This window comes from Microvirga makkahensis, from assembly GCF_009830105.1.
GTDB classification, from domain to species: Bacteria; Pseudomonadota; Alphaproteobacteria; order Rhizobiales; family Beijerinckiaceae; genus Microvirga; species Microvirga makkahensis.
In genome coordinates, this window is record NZ_WURB01000001.1 from 534,712 (window position 1) to 553,095 (window position 18,384).

Genomic DNA, 18,384 nt, shown 5'->3' on the forward strand with positions numbered 1-18,384 from the left:
CGCCTCCGCATGTCGTCCACGCGGAATGGTCCTCCTGCTGGCAGAGCAGGTCAAGCGCCAAAGGATCAGCCGCTCCACCGCTCCGTCGCGGCATCGTCGCTGCCCTTGGCCTCAACCCAGGCGCCGACCGTGCCGTCCTTCAGGTGCTCCCGCTTCCAGAACGGGGCGCGGGTCTTCAGGTAATCCATCATGAACTCGGCCGCCTCGAATGCCGCGCGGCGGTGGGCGCTCGCCGCGAGCACCAGCACGATGGTCTCTCCGGGGCGGATCAGGCCGAAACGGTGAATGACCGTGAGCCCCATAAGCGGCCAGCGCGCCTCCGCCTCGTGGGCGATGCGGGCGATCTCCGCCTCCGCCATGCCGGGATAATGTTCGAGCTCCAGGGCGGAGAGCCTGCCGCCCTCGTCCCGGCAGAAGCCGGTGAAGGCGACCGTCGCACCAATGTCGCCGCGCCCTGCCGCAAGGACCGCCGTTTCGGCGGCGGCGTCGAAGGGCTCCGACTGGATTCGGATCGCGGCCACCATCCCCTACCCGCCGGTCATGGGCGGGAAGAAAGCGATCTCGCGCGCGCCGGCGAGCGGAGCTTCGGGCTTCACGTGCACATGGTCGATGGCGGCGCGGACGACGGCTTCATTCTCGAAGGCATACTCGTATTCCTCGCCCTTGCCCTTCAGCCAGCGCACGAGATCGGCGACCGTCGCGATTCCCTCGGGGGGTTCGACGGTTTCCTCCGTCTTGCCGATCCGCTCGCGAACCCAGGCGAAATAGACGAGCTTCATGGAGTCAGTCCTCATCGACGAGATGCTTGATGCCGGTCTTGAGATAATCCCACCCCGTATAGATCGTCAGCAGGGCGGAGATCCACAACAGGACTCGACCGATCGGAATGGTGCCGGGCAGCACCGTTTCGCCCGCCGGCCCCGCGATCAGGAAGCCGAGGGAGAGGAGCTGGAACGTGGTCTTCCACTTGGCGACCCGGCTCACCGGCACCCCCACCTTCAGCTCCGCCAGGAATTCGCGCAGGCCCGACACCAGGATCTCGCGGCAGAGGATGACGAGAGCGGCCCAGATGTCCCAGCTCTGGATCGTCTTGTCGGCGACCAGCATGAGCAGGCAGGCTGCGACCAGGAGCTTGTCGGCGATGGGGTCGAGCATGCGTCCCAGGGCCGATTGCTGCGAGAAGGCTCGGGCGATGTAACCGTCGAAATAGTCGGTAATCGCCGCCAGGGCGAAGACGGCGAGTGCGAACCAGCGCGACCAGTGATCCTCGGGCCAGAACATCAGGCCGACGACCGCCGGCACGGCCGCCAGCCGGCCATAGGTCAGCAGGTTGGCGAGATTGAAGGCTGAGGATCGGCGCATGGAACGTGCTGTGCTCATGAGTTAGGCAGGAAGCACGCCTCGGCTCGGTCCGTCAACCGAGAGGCTGCCCACAATGCCGCGAACGGAAGCTCTTTACCCCCGTTCGTGAAAGAAATCGTACACCGCACGTGCCGTGGCCGCATTCACGCCAGGGGCCTTCATGAGGTCCTCCAGAGCCGCGCGCTGGATCGCCTTCACGGTTCCGAAATGGTGCAGCAGCGCCCGTTTGCGAGTGGGGCCGATGCCGGGGATTTCGTCGAGCGGATTCTTGACCAGCTCGCGCTTGCGCTTGGCCCGGTGGGTGCCGATGGCGAAGCGGTGCGCCTCGTCCCGCAGACGCTGGACGAAATAGAGAGCCGGGTCGCGGGGCGGGAGCTTGAATGGCGGCTGGCCCGGCTTGAAGAAGGTTTCTCGGCCCGCGTCCCGGTCCCGTCCCTTGGCGATGCCGACCAGGGTCACGTCGTCCTCGCCCACGCCGACCTCCGCCAGGGCCCGGCGGGCGGCCTCGAGCTGGCCCTTGCCGCCGTCGATGAGGACGAGGTCGGGCCATGCGGGAAACGCGTCGTCCGGCCCGGAGGACCTGTCCGCCTCCTGCTGGTCGGGCGTCCTCGGCTCCTCCTTCACGAGCCGCGCGAAGCGCCGCTGGAGCATCTCGCGCATCATGCCGTAATCGTCGCCGGGCTTCAGGTCTTCCGACTTCATGTTGAAGGTGCGGTAATGCTGCTTCATGAAGCCGCTCGCCCCCGCCACCACCATGGCACCCACCGCGTTGGTGCCCATGATGTGGGAGTTGTCGTAGATCTCGACCCTCCTGGGCGTCCTGCCCATGCCGAAAGCCTGGCCCAGCGAGATGAGCAGCTTCTGCTGCGAGGCCGTGTCGGCCAGGCGCCGGCCGAGCGCCTCCTTGGCGTTGCGCAGTACGTAATCGATGAGCTGACGGCGCTCGCCGCGCTGCGGCGCGTGGATTTCCACCCGCGTCTCGCTCTTGGTCGAAAGAGCCGCCGCCATCAGCTCCGCGTCCTCGATCTCGTGGGAGAGCAGGATCAGGCGCGGCGCGGGCTTGTCGTCGTAGAACTGCGCCAGGAAGGAGCCGAGCACCTCGTCGCGCGTCATGGACTTGTCGGCCTTCGGAAAGTAGGCCCGGTTGCCCCAGTTCTGCCAGTTGCGGAAGAAGAACACCTCCACGCAGAACTGCCCCGCCTGCTCGTCCAGGGCGAAGACGTCGGCCTCCTCCACCGATTGCGTGTTGATGCCCTGCACACCCTGGATCGCGGAGAGCGCGGCGAGCCTGTCGCGGCAGCGCGCGGCGCGCTCGAACTCGAGCTCTTCCGCCGCCTGCTGCATCTCCTCGGTGATGCGCTGTTTCACGGCATTCGACTTGCCCGACAGGAAGGCGCGCGCTTCACTCACCAGCGAGGCATATTCCTCGGGCGAGATCTCGTTGGTGCAGGGACCCGAGCAGCGCTTGATTTGATAGAGCAGGCAAGGCCGCGTACGGTTCTCGAAATAGCTGTCGTTGCAGGAGCGCAGGAGAAACGCCCGCTGCAGGGCGTTGATGGTGCGGTTGACCGCCCACACGCTGGCGAAGGGGCCGTAATAATCGCCCTTGCGTTTGCGTGCGCCGCGGTGCTTCACGAGCTGCGGAGCCGCATGATCGGCGGTAAGCAGGATGTAGGGCAGAGACTTGTCGTCCCGCAGGAGCACGTTGTAGCGGGGCTTGAGCTGCTTGATGAGGTTGGCCTCCAGCAGCAGCGCCTCGGTCTCGGTCGCCGTGGTGACGAACTCCATGGAGGAGGTCTCGGCGATCATGCGGGCGATGCGGTTGGAATGCGCCTGGCCCCGCGCATAGGAGCCCACGCGGTTCTTCAGGCTCTTCGCCTTGCCGACATAAAGCACGTCGCCTTTCGCATCGAGCATGCGGTAGACGCCCGGCGCGTTGGGCAGCGTCGTCCAGAACCGGCGGATGACCTCCGTGCCCCGCTGGACGGAACTGGGGTTCACCTCCAGGTCGAACTCGACATCCGAGCCGCTTTCCACGGCTACGGTGTCCTCATCCTCTTCGTTGTCCAGGATGTCCGGCGGAACGTCGTTGTAGGTGTTGCGACTCATGGAGGAGATGTAAGCGCTGGCCGCTCCAGAGGAAAGTGCGGCGAACGCACCGGACCCGAACTGGAATGCGCCTCCGGATCGCTGCTTCTCCCTCTCGCCATGGCCGGGCCTGTCCCAACCGTCACGCGTCTGACGGGGCTGCGCTCTTCGGTCCGGGGATCACCGGCACAAGGCCGGTGATGACGTGGGAAGGACGCCATGGCATTCCTGATCCGCTCCCCAACGATGCGCCAGCGAACTGGCGCAGTCAGCCCATTCGGGATAAACGGCTAAGCCTGCTCAACCGGAGCCTCACATGCGCCTGTCGATCATCACCTCAGCCGTCGTCGCGGCCCTTGTTGGCTTCGGCAGTACGATCGCCATCATCATCGCGGCGGCGCAGGCCGTGGGAGCGGATGCGGCGCAGACGTCGTCCTGGGTGGCGGCCCTGTGCCTCTCCATGGCTGCCACGAGCGGTTACTTGAGCGTCCGCTACCGGATGCCGGTGGTCACCGCCTGGTCCACTCCCGGCGCCGCGCTGATCGCGGCCTCCAGCGGCATTTCCGTCCACGCGGCCGTCGGCTGCTTTCTGATGGCCGGGTTCCTCGTCCTGCTGGCCGCCTTCATCAAGCCGTTCGGGCGGCTCATCGAGAAGATCCCGACCTCCATCGCCGCCGCCATGCTCGCGGGCGTCCTGATCCAGTTCGTGATGGCGGTCTTCGCAAGCGCGCAGGGAGCACCGGCCCTCGTTCTGCCGCTGGTCGGCCTGTTCCTCGTGGCGAGGCTGTTCAACCCGGCGCTCGCGGTGCTGGCGGTGCTGTTCGTAGGCCTGCTCATGGCCTTCGGCGGCGGACTGGCCCGCCCCCTCTCCTCCGACTTCAGCCTCTCGACCCTCACCTTCATCGCACCGGCCTTCGAGCCTGCCGCCCTCATCGGCCTGGGACTGCCCCTGTTCCTGGTGACGATGGCCTCCCAGAACCTGCCAGGATTCGCCGTTCTGCGCGCATCCGGCTATGCGCCTCCCACCCGTCCGATCCTCGCCGTCACGGGCCTCGCCTCCATGGTTACCGCCCTGTTCGGAGCCCATACCAGCAACCTGGCGGCGATCTCGGCGGCGATCTGCACCGGGCCCGACACGCATCCCGATCCGGGCAAGCGCTGGATGGTCGGGCCGTTCTATACGTTGAGCTATCTGGTCTTCGCCGCCTTCAGCGCGGCGCTGATCGGCCTGATTGCCGCCCTGCCCCCGGAACTCATCAGGACCGTTGCGGGCTTGGCCCTCATGGGAGCTTTCGCGGGCGCCCTGGGATCCGCCCTTTCCGAGGAGGCCAAGAGGTTTCCTGCGGTGCTGACCCTGGCCGTGACGGCCTCGGGCCTCACCCTCGCCGGCATCGGCTCCGCATTCTGGGGCCTCGCCGCGGGAATCGTCGCCCTGGCTCTCGAAGCCGCCCTCCTCCGCTCCCGCAAGCTTGGCTGATCTGGACGGCGGCCTCCCTCGCGGTTAATATTTCGTTACCGGAACGAAAAACGGGAGCCTTCATGGCCGGGACGAAACGTCGGGGGCTGCTTGCCGCCATTGGGAAGGCGATGGCGTTGACGATGACTCTTGGCGCCTGCCAGACCTCCCGCCTCAGCGGTTCGCCCGAGGGCGTGCCGGTGGCAGTGGAGAGCATCGACGGCGCTTCCGCCCCGGTCCAGACGGCCCTCCTCGGAGAACTTGCCGCCGCGGCTTCCGAGCGCAAGGTCGAGCTTGTCGACTCCGGCGAGGACGCCCGTTACCGGGTTCGCGGCTATATCTCCACCGTCACGGAAGACGGGGAAACCAAGGTCTCCTACGTCTGGGACCTGTTCGACGCCCAGAAGCGACGCGCCAAGCGGCTCGAAGGCTCACAATCCGCCGCGTCGGGCTCCGGTTCGATCGCGCCGCTCGACGGGGAAACGCTGGCCAAGCTCGCCGAGGCGAGCATGGACGAGATCGCCGATTTCCTGAGCGCCTCCAAATCCATTCAAACCGCCGAGGTTACGGAGGATGATTCCCCTGTTGCCCTGCAGTGACCGCATGCCCCCAAACCGCAATTGCGGCACTTAAGCCGCACAAGTCGTATTGTGACGGTTTGATATCGCTGCTAAGAGCCTTGCGCCTGGTCGCGCATCCATCTCGGCATTGCGCAGTGGGCTCACAGGTCACACAAAGCTGAAGTTGCTTGCATGAAGCTCGTTGCGGGAAATTCCAACCGTCCCCTGGCCGAGGCCATCTCCGCCTATCTCAATGTTCCGCTCGCCAAGGCCCAGGTCAAGCGTTTCGCGGACATGGAAGTGTTCGTCGAGATCCAGGAGAATGTGCGCGGCGAGGACGTGTTCGTCATCCAGTCGACCTCGTTCCCCACGAACGACCACATCATGGAGCTCCTGATCATCACCGATGCGCTCCGCCGCGCCTCGGCGCGCCGCATCACGGCGGTGATCCCCTATTTCGGCTATGCCCGCCAGGACCGTAAGCCTGCCGCCCGCACGCCGATCTCGGCCAAGCTCGTGGCCAACCTGATCACCCATGCGGGGGTCGACCGCGTGCTGACCCTGGACCTGCACGCCGGGCAGATCCAAGGCTTCTTCGACATCCCGACCGACAACCTGTTCGCCGCGCCGACTCTCGCCCGAGACATCAAGGAACGGCTCGACGGCGGCAACCGCATGGTGGTTTCGCCCGACGTGGGCGGCGTGGTGCGCGCCCGCGCGCTCGCCAAGCGCATCGACGCCCAGCTCGCCATCGTGGACAAGCGCCGCGAGCGCCCCGGCGAGTCGGAGGTCATGAACATCATCGGCGACGTGTCCGGCCGCTCCTGCATCCTGGTCGACGACATCGTGGATTCCGGCGGCACCCTGGTGAACGCGGCCGAGGCCCTCCTCAAGAATGGCGCCAAGGAGGTCTACGCCTACATCACCCACGGCGTGCTCTCCGGGGGGGCGGTGTCCCGCATCGCCAGCTCCAAGCTCAAGGAACTGGTCATCACCGACTCGATCATGCCGACCGAGGCCGTGAAGGTCGCCCATAACATCCGGGTCATCAGCATCGCTCCCCTGATGGGCGAAGCCATCGGCCGCACGGCGACCGAGAGCTCGGTTTCGAGCCTGTTCGACTGAACAAGCGCATCGCCTTGGCGGGGAGCCTCAGGCCTCCCTGCCGCGGTTGGCCAGAATTCCGCCGCTGACGATGCAGGCGAGGCCCGCGAACGACACAGCGGTCAGCACGTCCCCGAACAGGATGGCGGCGAGCAGCACCCCGAAGCCCGTGCCCCAATATCCGATCTGGCTGAACACCACCGGACCCGCGATCTGCTGCAGGCGGAAGTTCATCACCTGAGACAGGGCGGACGCGGCGCTCAAGATCACGATCCACGAGAGAATTCCGGAATCGGCGAAGCGCCATTCCAGAGGCGCCTCGAAAACGGGTCCCATCAGCGCCACCATCATCCCCGAGCTGAGCGAAGCGCCGCATGAGAAGGCAAGCGCGGAGGTGCCCTTCGGCCACCAGGCCGAGCGGATGATGTTGCCGGTCGCCGCGCAGACCGGGATCGCCAGACCGATCGCCACCCACACGGGCTGGCCGATGTCGATCTGGAGGATCTGCTGCTGAACGAGCGCGATCATGCCTAGGAAACCGAGCACGATTCCGACGAAACGGCGCAGGAACATGCGCTCCATTCCGAGCCCGGCTGCGAAGGTCATGGTCAGCAGAGGAGACAGGCAGTACACGATCGAGGTGTAGGCGGGCCCCACCCGCTCGACGACGTAATAGGATAGAACCGTCGGCACCGCGAAGCTCACGATCCCGAGAACGGCATAGAGAAGCAGATGCTCCGGCTCCATCGGGATCCGCTGCCGTGCGGAGGCAAGCCACGGCAGCAGGAACAGGCCCGCGCCCAGATTGCCGAACACCCCGAGCTGGAACGGCTGAACGCCGGCGGCGAGCGCCATCTTGGACATCATGATCCGGCCGGCGAAGAGAAATCCGCACAAGCTCAGGAGAGCGATCGGCGAGCCCGAGGCGGCCAGGACGCGCAAAGAGATCATCGAACCCATCTTTTAGTGCCTCCTGGAGCAAGCCCCTGCGGCAGCGGCAGGCTCGCTGCGAAGTGGAGGCCGAGGACTTTACCTCGCCCCCTGCCCCGATTTATCTTGACGTCAAGTTAACGGCGGAATTATCTCGATGTCAAGACAACCTGAGGAAGCCCCGGCGATCCCGGGGCAGGACGGGATCGACCGTCGCCAAGCCCAGTGGCGGGCCGAACTGCCGGACGTGGACACGTCCGGCATGGCGATCCTCGGTCGGGCGCGCTGGATCACTCTGGCCGCGCGGCCGCCGATCGAAGCGGTGTTCAAGGCGCACGGACTCGACAGCGGAGAGGCGGACGTTCTCTTCACGCTGCTGCGGTCGGGCCCTCCCTACCGGCTGCGCCCGACGGAGCTGTTCCGGTCCCTGATGATTTCGTCGGGCGGTCTCACGGACCGTTTAAACCGGCTGACGAAGGCCGGCTTGGTGCGGCGGGCCGCCGCGGAGGGCGATGGCCGGAGCCTGCCCGTGGAGCTGACGCCGGAAGGCATCCGCCGCGCGACGGCCGCCTTTCGGGAGGACATGGCCATCGAGGCGGCCATGCTCTCGGGCCTGAGCCAGGATGAGCAGGGTGACCTCGCACGGCTTCTGCGCAAGCTCGCCCTGACGATCACGGGCACCCCTCCGTTCGATTGAGGGAGCGGCGAAACGGGGCGCTCTTTCTTGCATTGAAAGGCTTTATCGCCTATAAGCCGCCTCGCGCCCGCTCGACACCCTTGGAGGCACGGGCGCGGACCTCATGGCCGCCTTAAGGCGGCCATCGGTTTTTCAACCCATTTCATAGGACCACGACCATGAGCGAAGTAAAGCAAATCAAGGCCGTGGCGCGCGACCGGGCCGGCAAGGGGGCCGCCCGGGCCGTTCGTCGCCAAGGCCAAGTTCCAGCCGTCATCTACGGCGCCGGCCAGCCGGCCCAGGCGATCGCCCTCGACTTCAACCAGACCAAGCAGCTGATCTTCGCCGGTCACTTCCTGACGACGATCTTCGACATCGATGTGGACGGCCAGACGGTCCGCGCCATTCCGCGCGACTATCAGCTCGACCCGGTGAAGGACTTCCCCGTTCACGTGGACTTCCTGCGCGTTGCCGCCGGCCAGACCATCAAGGTCGTGGTTCCGGTGCACGTGGTCGGCCAGGACAAGTGCCCGGGTGTCAAGCGCGGCGGCACGCTCCAGATCGTCGAGCACTCGGTCGAGCTTCAGGTCTCGCCCGACTCGATCCCGGACTACGTGGAAGCCTCGGTCGAGGGCCTCGACATCGGCGCCACCGTCCACCTCGAGGACATCAAGCTGCCGAACGGCGCCAAGGCGACCTCCACCGAGAACCTCACCCTCGTCACCGTCGTGGCCCCGACCGGCATGAAGGAAGAGGAAGAGGCTCCGGCAGCAGCCGAAGGCACCGCCGCCTGATCGGCTTCATCGGGCGTTCAAGCCCATTGACCGGCTTCGACGCTCCGACCGCAAGGCCGGAGCGTTTCTTATGAGAATGCCTGAACGATGCGCCTTTTCGTCGGCCTTGGTAATCCCGGATCCCGCTACGCCAGAAACCGCCACAATATCGGTTTCATGGCCGTGGAGGAGATCGCGCGCGTGCACAATGCAAGCCCCTGGCGCAAGCGTTTTCAGGCCGAGGCCGCGGATGCGGTGATCGGCGGCGAGAAGGTGCTGCTCCTGAAGCCGCAGACCTTCATGAACCTGTCGGGCCAGGCGGTGAGAGAGGCGCAGGGCTTCTTCAAGATCCCGCTGAACGACGTCACGGTCTTCTACGACGAGCTCGATCTGCCGCCGGCCAAGCTGCGCGTGAAGATCGGCGGCGGCAATGCGGGCCACAACGGTCTGCGCTCGATTTCCGCTCATTGCGGCAACGATTACCGCCGCGTTCGGCTCGGCATCGGACATCCCGGCCACAAGGCACTCGTGCAGGGCCATGTGCTGGGCGATTTCGGCAAGGGCGAAGAGGCCTGGGTCGACGACCTGTGCCGCATCATCGCCGACAATGCCACCCTTCTCGCCAAGGGCGAGGACGGGAGCTTCCAGAACAAGGTCCACCTCGCCATGGAGGCGAGAGGCTGGACGGATGTGAAACGGCCTGGAGAGCGGGCCGAACAGAACAAGGAGTGAGGCCATGGGCTTCAAGATGGGCATCGTCGGCCTGCCGAACGTGGGCAAGTCCACCCTCTTCAACGCGCTGACGCAGACCGCCGCGGCGCAGGCCGCGAATTATCCGTTCTGCACCATCGAGCCCAATGTGGGCGACGTGGCGGTGCCGGACGAGCGCCTCGACCGGCTCGCCGCCATCGCGGGCTCGGCACAGATCATCCCGACCCGCCTCACCTTCGTGGACATCGCGGGCTTGGTGCGCGGCGCGTCGCGCGGCGAAGGCCTCGGCAACCAGTTCCTGGCCAACATCCGCGAAGTGGATGCGATCGCCCACGTGGTACGCTGCTTCGAGGATACGGACATCACCCATGTCGAGGGCAAGATCGACCCCATCGCCGATATCGAGACTATCGAGACCGAGCTGATGCTGGCCGATCTCGACAGCCTCGAGAAGCGCGTCACGGCGCTCGAGAAAAAGGCCAAGGGCAACGACAAGGAGGCGAAGGAGACGCTCGACCTCGTCAACCGCACCCTGCCGCTGCTGCGCGAAGGCAAGCCAGCCCGCATGGTGGAGCGCAAGCCCGAGGAGGAGCGCCTGTTCCAGATGCTCGGCCTCCTCTCCTCCAAGCCCGTCCTCTACGTGTGCAACGTGGAGGAGGCCTCCGCCGACAAGGGCAACGAATTCTCGGCCCGGGTCTTCGAGCGCGCTGGGCAAGAGGGCGCCAAAGCGGTCGTCGTCTCGGCCAAGATCGAGAGCGAGATTGCCGTTCTGCCGCCCGACGAGCAGAAGGACTATCTTGAAGCCGTTGGCCTCGAGGAGCCCGGCCTCAACCGCGTGATCCGCGCGGGCTACGAGCTGCTGGGCCTCATCACCTATTTCACCGTCGGCCCGAAGGAGGCCCGCGCCTGGACGATCACCAGGGGCACCCGGGCGCCCGCCGCGGCCGGCGTGATCCATACGGATTTCGAGAAGGGCTTCATTCGCGCCGAGACCATCGCCTATGCCGACTATGTCTCGCTCAAGGGCGAGGCGGGCGCGCGCGATGCCGGCAAGCTGCGTCTGGAAGGCAAGGATTACGTCGTCCAGGACGGCGACGTGATGCACTTCCGCTTCAACACCTGAACCCGAACCGCAACCAAATCTGTCAGAATCCTGAACGGGCTCTTTTCGGCCCGTTCAGGACGCTTCTGCTTTCATGTCCAGCGTGGAGGTTGGATCGATGCAGGACATTTTAGAGAAAGTCTTTTCGATCATCGTTTCGCCGGGCCTGGGCAGCGCCGAGTTCTTCGTCGCCGTCCTCGTGGCCTGCGGCCTTGCCATGATCGCCATTTCGTCCTTCCTGCCGAAGACGGCCGCCGACGATCTGGAGTGGTGGGAGCGTTGAGGCGTCGCTCCGCCATGCGGATGCCGGGTGGATTCGCCGGATTTCATTTCCGGATTTCATGGAACCCGTTCGAGGAGAATGCCACAGGCCCGCTCCTGTACGGATAGCCGTGCGCAACCGGGGCGGATCGATCCTCCACCTTGGGCGTTGAGTTCTACGGAACCCGTCGCAGTACCTTCATGCAACTCCATCGCCGCCATTCCTGGGATCTCTCCCCTTCCGAGGCCATTGCCCTTCAGCAGGAGCTGAGGCGGGAGGTCGTATCCGACCGTCCCATCGATCTCGACAAGGTCAGGCTCGTGGCCGGGGTCGACGTGAGCGTGAAGAACGAGCATTCGCAGGCCGCCGTCGTGGTGGTGACGTTTCCGGGCTTTCTCCTCGTCGAGGCCGTTCTCGCGCAGCGTCCGACGCCGTTTCCCTATGTGCCGGGCCTCCTCAGCTTCCGCGAGGGTCCGGTGCTGGAGGAGGCCTTCGAGAAACTCCAAACCGAACCCGACGCGTTCCTGTTCGACGGCATGGGCATCGCCCATCCCCGCCGCATCGGCATCGCCAGCCATATGGGCCTGTGGCTGCAACGCCCGACCATCGGCTGCGGCAAGACCCTGCTCTGCGGGCGCTACAAGGATCTCGCGGAGGAAAAGGGATCGGCTGCATCCCTCATCGACAGGAAGGAGACCATCGGCGTGGCCCTGCGCACCCGCACGGCCAAGAACCCGATGTTCATCTCCCCCGGGCACCTGGCCAATATTCCGACTGCGGCGGAGCTCGTCCTGCGCTGTTCGCCAAAGTATCGCTTGCCCGAACCGATCCGTCTGGCGCACAACGCGGCCGGACAGTTCAGCCCCCCTCCGGTCTGAGCTTCGGCAAAGCGAAGAACACCGCACAGATCGAGCCATGCCCCGTTACGCATTCGAAGATTTCACGCCCGGCCTCACGCAGATGCTCGGCCCCTTCACCGTCACGAAGGAGGCGCTGCTGGCCTTCGCGCAGGAATACGACGCGCAGCCCTTCCACGTGGACGAGGTCGCCGCCAAGGACAGCTTCATCGGCACGCTCATCGCCTCGGGCTGGCACACCTGCAGCATCAACATGCGCCTGTTCGCGGAGGGGCTGCTGCTCGATTCCACCTCCATGGGCGCTCCCGGCATTGAGGAGGTGAAGTGGCTCAAGCCCGTGAGGCCCGGCGATACGCTCCGCTCGCGCATATCCGTTCTCGAAACCCGGCCATCGAAAAGCCGCCCCTCCCTCGGGCTCGTGCGTTTCCAGTTCGAGATGCTCAATCAGGCGGACGAGATCGTGCTCACCCAGACGAACTGGGTCATGTTCGGCCGCCGCGATGCCGAGCCCCTCAAGGGCTCGGGCCCCAGCGTCCTCGCCGCCGCCGCTTCCGCCATGCCGGACCACACCCCGGCGCGGGAACTGCCGCACATCTCCTCCAATCCCTATTTCGAGGATCTCGTGATCGGCGAGAAGGAGGAGCTTGGCTCCTACACATTCGAGGCCGACGATATCATCGGGTTCGCCAGGCAGTTCGATCCGCAGCGTTTCCATGTGGATGCCGAGGCCGCCAGGGACAGCCTGTTCGGTGCGCTCTGCGCCTCCGGCTGGCACACGGCCGCCGTCTGGATGAAGCTGATGGTCGGCCATCGCAGCCGGATCCGCACCAATGCCCTGGCCCACGGCGCACGACCCGCGCGGCTCGGCCCCTCCCCAGGCTTCACGAACCTGAAATGGCTGAAGCCCGTCTATGCGGGCGATACACTCACCTACCGCTCGGCCGTGGCCCGCAAGCGCGTGTCGAACTCGCGTCCCGGCTGGGGCCTGGTCTTCCACCACAATTGTGCCACGAACCAGCATGGAGAGGAGGTCTTCTCCTTCGAGGGCATGGTATTCTGGGAGCGGCGGCCTTAAACGGCCCTTGAGCCTTCAGCCCGCGCGCGCGTCTCTTCGTCGAGAATGGTGCGGATCCTCGCAAGCAAGGGATGGGCGGATGTGTGCTTTTGCCCATAGCCGAGATTGAAAGCGTAGTCGAAATCCGCGGGGTTCCTGCCCTGAATGTGCTGGAGAATGGTCTCCAGCTTGTCGAGCCCCTTCGCGAGGATGGCTTCGGGCGTCTGAGCCGCCTCGTATTCCTCCCACAGCGATAGAATCTCGGCGCGTTTTTCTGAATGAAGCGATCTCGTGAGCACCGCCAGATCCGCTCGCTCCCGAGCCGACTTGCTGTTGCCTTCCGTCTGCATGATGGCGGGAACATCCCCGCTCAGAGCCTCGCCGAGATCGTGCACGATGCAGAGCTTGATGAGCCGCAGGACATCGATGTCCCCGAACTCGTCCGCGAAGACGAGGGCCATCAGGCACAGGCGCCATGTGTGTTCCGCCGTGCTCTCCGGCCGTCCGGTGGAAGTGAAGCCGCTGCGCAGGGTGCTCTTGAGCCTCTCGGCCTCGCGCAGGAATTCCAGCGCTCCCGGCAGGCGGTCGCCCGGCATCGCCGATTCTCCTCTAGTGTCCTTCGAAGCTCACGAGGCTGCGAACCTCCACGCCGAGATCGCGCAGCTTCTGCGCGCCGCCGAGATCGGGCAGGTCGATGATGAAGCAGGCGGCGACGATCTTTGCGCCCATCTGGCGCAGGAGCTGCGTCGCGGCCACCGCCGTGCCGCCGGTGGCGATGAGATCGTCTACCAGGATCACCCGCTCGTCCTGGCCGATCGCGTCCGTGTGGATCTCCATTTCGTCCACGCCGTATTCCAGCGAATAGGCGATGCGCACCGTCTCGTGGGGCAGCTTGCCCTTCTTGCGGATCGGCACGAAGCCCGACGAGAGCTGATGGGCAATGGCGCCGCCGAGGATGAACCCTCGCGCCTCGATTCCCGCCACCTTGTCCACCCGCCCGCCCGCAAAGGGATGCACAAGTTCGTCCACCGCGCGGCGGAAGGCCCGCGCATCGCCGAGCAGAGTCGTGATGTCGCGAAACACGATGCCGGGCTTTGGATAATCCGGGATCGAGCGGATCGCGGCTTTGAGATCAGTGAGGAGACGCTGGTCCATCTTTGAGCCTGCCATAGGTGAAGGAACCTGAGGTGATCAGAGGAGCTTAGCAATGGCCGAACAACCCTCTCGAACCGTTCTGACCAACATCGACATTCCCTTTGGAAGCCTTGTTCTGTTCTTCGTCAAGGCCTCCCTTGCCGTGATCCCAGCCGCCATCATCGTCAGCTTCATCCTGGCCTTCCTCGGCTGGATGTTCGGCGCGATCTTGGGTTTCGGTCACATGGGCTGGATGATGCGCTAGAGCCCCGAGGCTTTCAAAACCCTGCCCGCCACGGCATCAAGCCTCCTCAAAAGCTCGGGATCGCGCGCCGCGGGCGCTGTCATGATGGCCCCGTCGAGCGCCCGGTCGGACCCAACGGGGCACGGCTCGTGCTCGACCGGGAAGTCGCGGGCGATCCGGGCGATGAGGCCCGCCACCTTGGCGGCGTTCTGCCGGGCGACGGCAACCACGGCCGCCACGTCCACGTCGTCGTGCTCGGGATGCCAGCAATCGTAATCGGTCACCATGGCGATGGTGGCATAAGTGATCTCGGCCTCGCGGGCGAGCTTGGCCTCGGGCATCGCTGTCATGCCGATCACGTCGTAGCCGAGTTCCTTGTAGGTGATGGACTCGGCGTAGGTCGAGAATTGCGGCCCCTCGATGCACACGAGGGTGCCGCCGGACGCGTGCGGGATGTGCTCCGCCGCCGCGGCACGCGCGATCCGCCGCTGCAGCAACGGACCGACGGGATGAGCCATGGGCACGTGCGCCACGCAGCCCCTGCCGAAGAACGAGTTTTCGCGCTTGTGCGTGCGGTCCACATACTGATCCACCAGCACGAAGAAGCCGGGATGGTACTCCTGCCGGAAAGAGCCGCAGGCGGAGACGGAGATCAAATCCGTCACCCCTGCCCGCTTCATCACGTCGATATTGGCGCGGTAGTTGATGTCGGAGGGGGAGAGCCGGTGGCCGCGGCCGTGGCGAGGGAGGAAGGCCACCTCGGTCCCGCCGACCCTCCCCATGCGCAGCACGTCCGAGGGCTCGCCCCAGGGAGAATCGATAGGTACCTCCCGCACGTCCTCGATCCCCGGCAGGTCATAGACCCCCGATCCCCCGACGACCCCCAGAACCGCCTTTGCCACGCCTGTCCATCCTTCCGCCCGGTGTCTCGAAGGAAACCATAGCGGTTGTCGGGCCGGAATCCCAAGAGCCTCTCGCGCATCCTGCGGCCCTTCGGGTCCAGGCCGACCTATGCAATGTTCAAGGAGCAGAGCATCGGGTCACAAGAGCAAGGCCCCGTTCCACCTCCGACGTTCGAGAATCCTGGTCTCTGTAGGGCTCGAATTCCCCAAGTCATCACCGGCCCCGTGCCGGGGATTGCGATAGCAAGAGGCATAATGCTTTTCGGAGCGAGATGGCCAGCACAGGCTCAGCAAAGCGAGACCGAGAAGAGCTCGTCCGTCTCACGGCAGGGAAAGAGCGTTTCCCTGATGATCTTGAGGCGTTCCACGGGCGCGGCGACCGAAGCCGGAATCGCCTCCACGGCCGCGACCGCCGCCTCCGGCACCGCATCCGAGGTCCGGTAGCGCGCCAAGGTCGAGTGGATGAGATCATAGCGGATGGGCTCATGACCTGGAGGGGGAGGAATCTCAGCGGCGATGGCGTTGCGGACCCTGTCGATCAAACCCGTTTCATCGGTGGCGACGGCGATGATGGCCGTGTCCGTGACCTTCAGCCGGGTGAAGCGCAGTTCGAGCGGGCCATGGCCCCGACAAGATTCCTCGAGCAGGGACCGGCAGGGCTCGGCAATGCTGCTCCAATAGCCTTCCTTGTCGAAGATCCCCTTCACCTGAACCAACGCATAGAGCGTGACGTGGAGCGCCTCGGGCGGGGTGAGAAAGAGGGGAACGGTCCAGCGGCTGGCGACGGCCTCTTGAAGGCCCACGAGAGCGGACCGCGTCTCGGAGGCGAGGTGCGGCTGGACGTGATAGGCGAGGCACGGCCGGCCCCAGGTGTCGTCGGCGATGGTCTGGAACATCCGGCCGGCATAAATTTACCCCGGCAGGATGTCACCTGAAAAAAAGGCCCCGAAAACCGGGGCCTTTCATGATCAGGGATTGTGCGTCATCGGAGGCGTGGCGTGGCCTTCGACCTCGCCGCCCACCCGAGCCCAGATCTTCTTCTTCGTGAAGTAGAGCAGGCCCGAGAGCACCAGCAGGAACAGCATGACCTGGAAGCCCAGGCGTTTGCGGGCCTCGAGGTGCGGTTCGGCCGTCCAGGTCAGGAAGGCCGTGACGTCCTTGGCATATTGCTCGACCGTCTCCGGAGCCTGAGGCTGGCCGGCCTCGTTCTTCGGATACTCCACCTGGCCGTCGCTCAGCGGATTCGGCATCGCGATCACGTGGCCCGGGAAATAGTGGTTATAGTGCCCCCCCTCGGGAACCTGGAAGCCTGCCGGAGGCTCCTCATAGCCGGTCAGCAGCGCCACGAGGTAGTCGGCGCCGTTCTCCGAATACTGGCGGAACACGTCCGTGATGAACCAGGGGAAGCCGCGCTCGTAGGTGCGGGCCTTCGCGATCAGGGACAGATCCGGCGGAGCCTTGCCGCCGTTGGCCGCGGCCGCGGCGTTCTCGTTCGGGAACGGAGCCGGGAAGCGGTCGGCCGGACGGCCGGGACGCTCGAACATGTCGCCGGACTCGTTCGGACCGTCCGTAATCTGGTATTCCGCGGCCAGCGCCTTCACCTGCGCCTCGGAGAATTCCGGGCCACCCTCCTCCGCGAGGTTGCGGAAGGCGACGTAGGTCAGGCCATGGCAGGAGGCGCAAACCTCGCGGTAGACCTTGAAGCCGCGCTGGAGCTGGGCCCGGTCGAAGGTACCGAACGGACCCTGGAAGCTCCACTGCTGCTGAGGTGGGACCGGAGTCTCGCCGGCGGCGAAGACCGGAGCCGAGAGGCTGAAGATCGCTGCTGCGATGAGAAGAGTACGCTTCATCATTTTATCTTTCCCCGACTCTCGCATCAGCCCTTGGAGTGCGGCTCGGCATTGGCGCCGGCCGGCATCCCAGCTCCGCCCTTCTGCACGCCCATCACGGATTCGAGGATCGAATTCGGCAGCGGCAGCGGACGCTCGACGAAGCCGAGCACCGGCAGGACGATGAGGAAGTGGGCGAAGTAGTAGACCGTGCAGATCTGCGAGGCGATCACGTACCAGCCCTCCGCCGGACGGGAGCCGAGCCAGCCGAGCAGGACGCAGACCGCCACGAACAGCCAGAAGAACTGCTTGTAGAGCGGGCGGTAGGCCGTGGACCGCACCTTGGAGGTGTCGAGCCAGGGCATGAAACACCAGATCACGATGGCCGAAACCATGGCGATGACGCCGCCGAGCTTGTCGGGGATGGCGCGCAGGATCGCGTAGAAGGGCAGGAAGTACCACTCGGGCACGATGTGCGCGGGCGTCACGGCGGGGTTCGCCGGGATGTAGTTGTCCGCATGGCCGAGATAGTTCGGCATGTAGAACACCCAATACGCGAAGAAGAGCATGAACACCACGACCGCGAAGATGTCCTTGATCGTCGCATAGGGGGTGAACGGAACCGCGTCCTTGCCCGACTTGATCGGGATGCCGGTCGGGTTGTTCTGGCCCGGCACGTGCAGCGCCCAGATGTGCAGGGCGACGACGCCCACGATCATGAAAGGCAGCAGGTAGTGCAGGGAGAAGAAACGGTTGAGGGTCGGGTTGCCCACCGAGTAGCCGCCCCAGAGGTAACTGACGATGGTATCGCCGACGACCGGGATCGCCGAAAACAGGTTGGTGATCACGGTGGCGCCCCAGAAGCTCATCTGTCCCCAGGGAAGCACGTAGCCCATGAAGGCGGTGGCCATCATCAGGAGGAAGATGATCACGCCCAGGATGTAGAGCACTTCGCGCGGCGCCTTGTAGGAGCCGTAATAGAAGTTACGGAAGATGTGGATGTAGACGGCGACGAAGAACATCGACGCGCCGTTGGCGTGCAGATAGCGGATCAGCCAGCCGTAGTTCACGTCGCGCATGATGTGCTCGACGGACTGGAAGGCCATGGCCGCGTTCGGCGTGTAGTACATGGCGAGGAACACGCCCGTCACGATCTGCGAGACGAGCATGAAGACCAGGATCGCGCCGAAGGTCCAGAAATAGGTCAGATTCCGCGGCACCGGGAATGCGATGAACGAGGAATGGATGAGGCCTGCGAGCGGCAAGCGGCTTTCGAACCACTTACCGAAGGCGCTCTTGGGAACGTAAGTTGTGGGATGTTCGCTCATGATGGTCGCCTG

22 protein-coding genes are annotated in these 18,384 nt (G+C 65.2%); 11 read left to right on the top strand and 11 right to left on the bottom strand.

What is annotated here, in order from left to right; translation table 11 throughout:
* Window positions 1-65: 65 nt before the first annotated feature.
* The 4 genes from GR328_RS02655 to uvrC all read right to left on the bottom strand — a co-directional run bounded on the left by GR328_RS02655 (window position 66) and on the right by uvrC (window position 3,471).
* Window positions 66-524 carry a molybdenum cofactor biosynthesis protein MoaE gene (locus GR328_RS02655; RefSeq protein ID WP_160882954.1) on the bottom strand — a complete coding sequence of 153 codons (459 nt, stop codon included), beginning with the start codon at window positions 522-524 and terminating at the stop codon, window positions 66-68.
* A 3-nt stretch (window positions 525-527) separates the two neighbouring features.
* The gene (moaD, locus tag GR328_RS02660; RefSeq protein WP_160882955.1) at window positions 528-779 is read right to left on the bottom strand and encodes a molybdopterin converting factor subunit 1; all 252 of its coding nucleotides are present in this window, start codon (window positions 777-779) and stop codon (window positions 528-530) included.
* Between the two features lie 4 nt (window positions 780-783).
* On the bottom strand, window positions 784-1,362 hold the full coding sequence (gene pgsA, locus GR328_RS02665) for a CDP-diacylglycerol--glycerol-3-phosphate 3-phosphatidyltransferase (RefSeq protein WP_246215632.1): 579 nt from the start codon (window positions 1,360-1,362) through the stop codon (window positions 784-786).
* A 93-nt stretch (window positions 1,363-1,455) separates the two neighbouring features.
* Entirely contained in the window at window positions 1,456-3,471 is a 2,016-nt protein-coding gene (gene uvrC, locus GR328_RS02670; RefSeq protein ID WP_160882957.1) for an excinuclease ABC subunit UvrC, read from the bottom strand.
* Between the two features lie 295 nt (window positions 3,472-3,766).
* Here uvrC and GR328_RS02675 point away from each other — a divergent pair, with 295 nt between their 5' ends.
* The 3 genes from GR328_RS02675 to GR328_RS02685 all read left to right on the top strand — a co-directional run bounded on the left by GR328_RS02675 (window position 3,767) and on the right by GR328_RS02685 (window position 6,591).
* Entirely contained in the window at window positions 3,767-4,927 is a 1,161-nt protein-coding gene (locus tag GR328_RS02675) for a benzoate/H(+) symporter BenE family transporter (protein WP_160882958.1), read from the top strand.
* A 62-nt stretch (window positions 4,928-4,989) separates the two neighbouring features.
* Complete coding sequence (locus GR328_RS02680; protein ID WP_160882959.1) at window positions 4,990-5,505, top strand: hypothetical protein; 516 nt, start codon at window positions 4,990-4,992, stop codon at window positions 5,503-5,505.
* Between the two features lie 153 nt (window positions 5,506-5,658).
* Entirely contained in the window at window positions 5,659-6,591 is a 933-nt protein-coding gene (locus GR328_RS02685; protein WP_160882960.1) for a ribose-phosphate pyrophosphokinase, read from the top strand.
* Between the two features lie 27 nt (window positions 6,592-6,618).
* On the opposite strand, the gene GR328_RS02690 is transcribed toward GR328_RS02685, so the two are convergent.
* Window positions 6,619-7,521 carry a DMT family transporter gene (locus tag GR328_RS02690; RefSeq protein WP_246215633.1) on the bottom strand — a complete coding sequence of 301 codons (903 nt, stop codon included), beginning with the start codon at window positions 7,519-7,521 and terminating at the stop codon, window positions 6,619-6,621.
* Window positions 7,522-7,657: 136 nt separating this feature from the next.
* Here GR328_RS02690 and GR328_RS02695 point away from each other — a divergent pair, with 136 nt between their 5' ends.
* The 7 genes from GR328_RS02695 to GR328_RS02725 all read left to right on the top strand — a co-directional run bounded on the left by GR328_RS02695 (window position 7,658) and on the right by GR328_RS02725 (window position 12,956).
* A complete protein-coding gene (locus GR328_RS02695) occupies window positions 7,658-8,197 on the top strand; it encodes a MarR family winged helix-turn-helix transcriptional regulator (RefSeq protein ID WP_160882962.1) in 540 nt (179 codons plus the stop codon).
* A 158-nt stretch (window positions 8,198-8,355) separates the two neighbouring features.
* Entirely contained in the window at window positions 8,356-8,970 is a 615-nt protein-coding gene (locus tag GR328_RS02700) for a 50S ribosomal protein L25/general stress protein Ctc (protein WP_160882963.1), read from the top strand.
* A gap of 87 nt (window positions 8,971-9,057) precedes the next feature.
* Complete coding sequence (pth, locus tag GR328_RS02705) at window positions 9,058-9,681, top strand: aminoacyl-tRNA hydrolase (protein WP_160882964.1); 624 nt, start codon at window positions 9,058-9,060, stop codon at window positions 9,679-9,681.
* Window positions 9,682-9,685: 4 nt separating this feature from the next.
* Entirely contained in the window at window positions 9,686-10,783 is a 1,098-nt protein-coding gene (ychF, locus tag GR328_RS02710; protein ID WP_160882965.1) for a redox-regulated ATPase YchF, read from the top strand.
* A gap of 97 nt (window positions 10,784-10,880) precedes the next feature.
* Window positions 10,881-11,045, top strand: coding sequence for a hypothetical protein (locus tag GR328_RS02715; RefSeq protein ID WP_160882966.1), 165 nt, complete (start codon window positions 10,881-10,883; stop codon window positions 11,043-11,045).
* 179 nt (window positions 11,046-11,224) lie between these two features.
* Window positions 11,225-11,902: a deoxyribonuclease V gene (gene nfi, locus GR328_RS02720; RefSeq protein ID WP_160882967.1), complete on the top strand. Its 678-nt coding sequence runs from the start codon at window positions 11,225-11,227 to the stop codon at window positions 11,900-11,902.
* Between the two features lie 37 nt (window positions 11,903-11,939).
* Window positions 11,940-12,956 (top strand): MaoC family dehydratase, encoded by a 1,017-nt coding sequence (locus tag GR328_RS02725; protein WP_160882968.1) that lies wholly within the window; start codon window positions 11,940-11,942, stop codon window positions 12,954-12,956.
* Here the strand turns inward: GR328_RS02725 and GR328_RS02730 are convergent.
* Together GR328_RS02730 and GR328_RS02735 are read right to left on the bottom strand one after the other, a co-directional pair.
* A complete protein-coding gene (locus tag GR328_RS02730) occupies window positions 12,953-13,531 on the bottom strand; it encodes an HD domain-containing protein (RefSeq protein WP_160882969.1) in 579 nt (192 codons plus the stop codon). The genes GR328_RS02725 and GR328_RS02730 overlap by 4 nt on opposite strands.
* Before the next feature lie 13 nt (window positions 13,532-13,544).
* Entirely contained in the window at window positions 13,545-14,090 is a 546-nt protein-coding gene (locus GR328_RS02735) for an adenine phosphoribosyltransferase (protein ID WP_160882970.1), read from the bottom strand.
* Between the two features lie 52 nt (window positions 14,091-14,142).
* Here GR328_RS02735 and GR328_RS02740 point away from each other — a divergent pair, with 52 nt between their 5' ends.
* Window positions 14,143-14,334 (top strand): hypothetical protein, encoded by a 192-nt coding sequence (locus GR328_RS02740; RefSeq protein WP_160882971.1) that lies wholly within the window; start codon window positions 14,143-14,145, stop codon window positions 14,332-14,334.
* Here GR328_RS02740 and GR328_RS02745 read toward each other — a convergent pair.
* The 4 genes from GR328_RS02745 to GR328_RS02760 form a co-directional block, all read right to left on the bottom strand.
* Complete coding sequence (locus GR328_RS02745; RefSeq protein WP_160882972.1) at window positions 14,331-15,215, bottom strand: S-methyl-5'-thioadenosine phosphorylase; 885 nt, start codon at window positions 15,213-15,215, stop codon at window positions 14,331-14,333. The two genes, GR328_RS02740 and GR328_RS02745, sit on opposite strands and share 4 nt — an antisense overlap.
* Before the next feature lie 287 nt (window positions 15,216-15,502).
* Complete coding sequence (locus GR328_RS02750; RefSeq protein WP_160882973.1) at window positions 15,503-16,111, bottom strand: 2'-5' RNA ligase family protein; 609 nt, start codon at window positions 16,109-16,111, stop codon at window positions 15,503-15,505.
* Between the two features lie 72 nt (window positions 16,112-16,183).
* Complete coding sequence (locus GR328_RS02755) at window positions 16,184-17,068, bottom strand: cytochrome c1 (protein WP_160882974.1); 885 nt, start codon at window positions 17,066-17,068, stop codon at window positions 16,184-16,186.
* A gap of 23 nt (window positions 17,069-17,091) precedes the next feature.
* Entirely contained in the window at window positions 17,092-18,372 is a 1,281-nt protein-coding gene (locus GR328_RS02760; protein ID WP_160882975.1) for a cytochrome b, read from the bottom strand.
* Window positions 18,373-18,384: the final 12 nt, after the last annotated feature.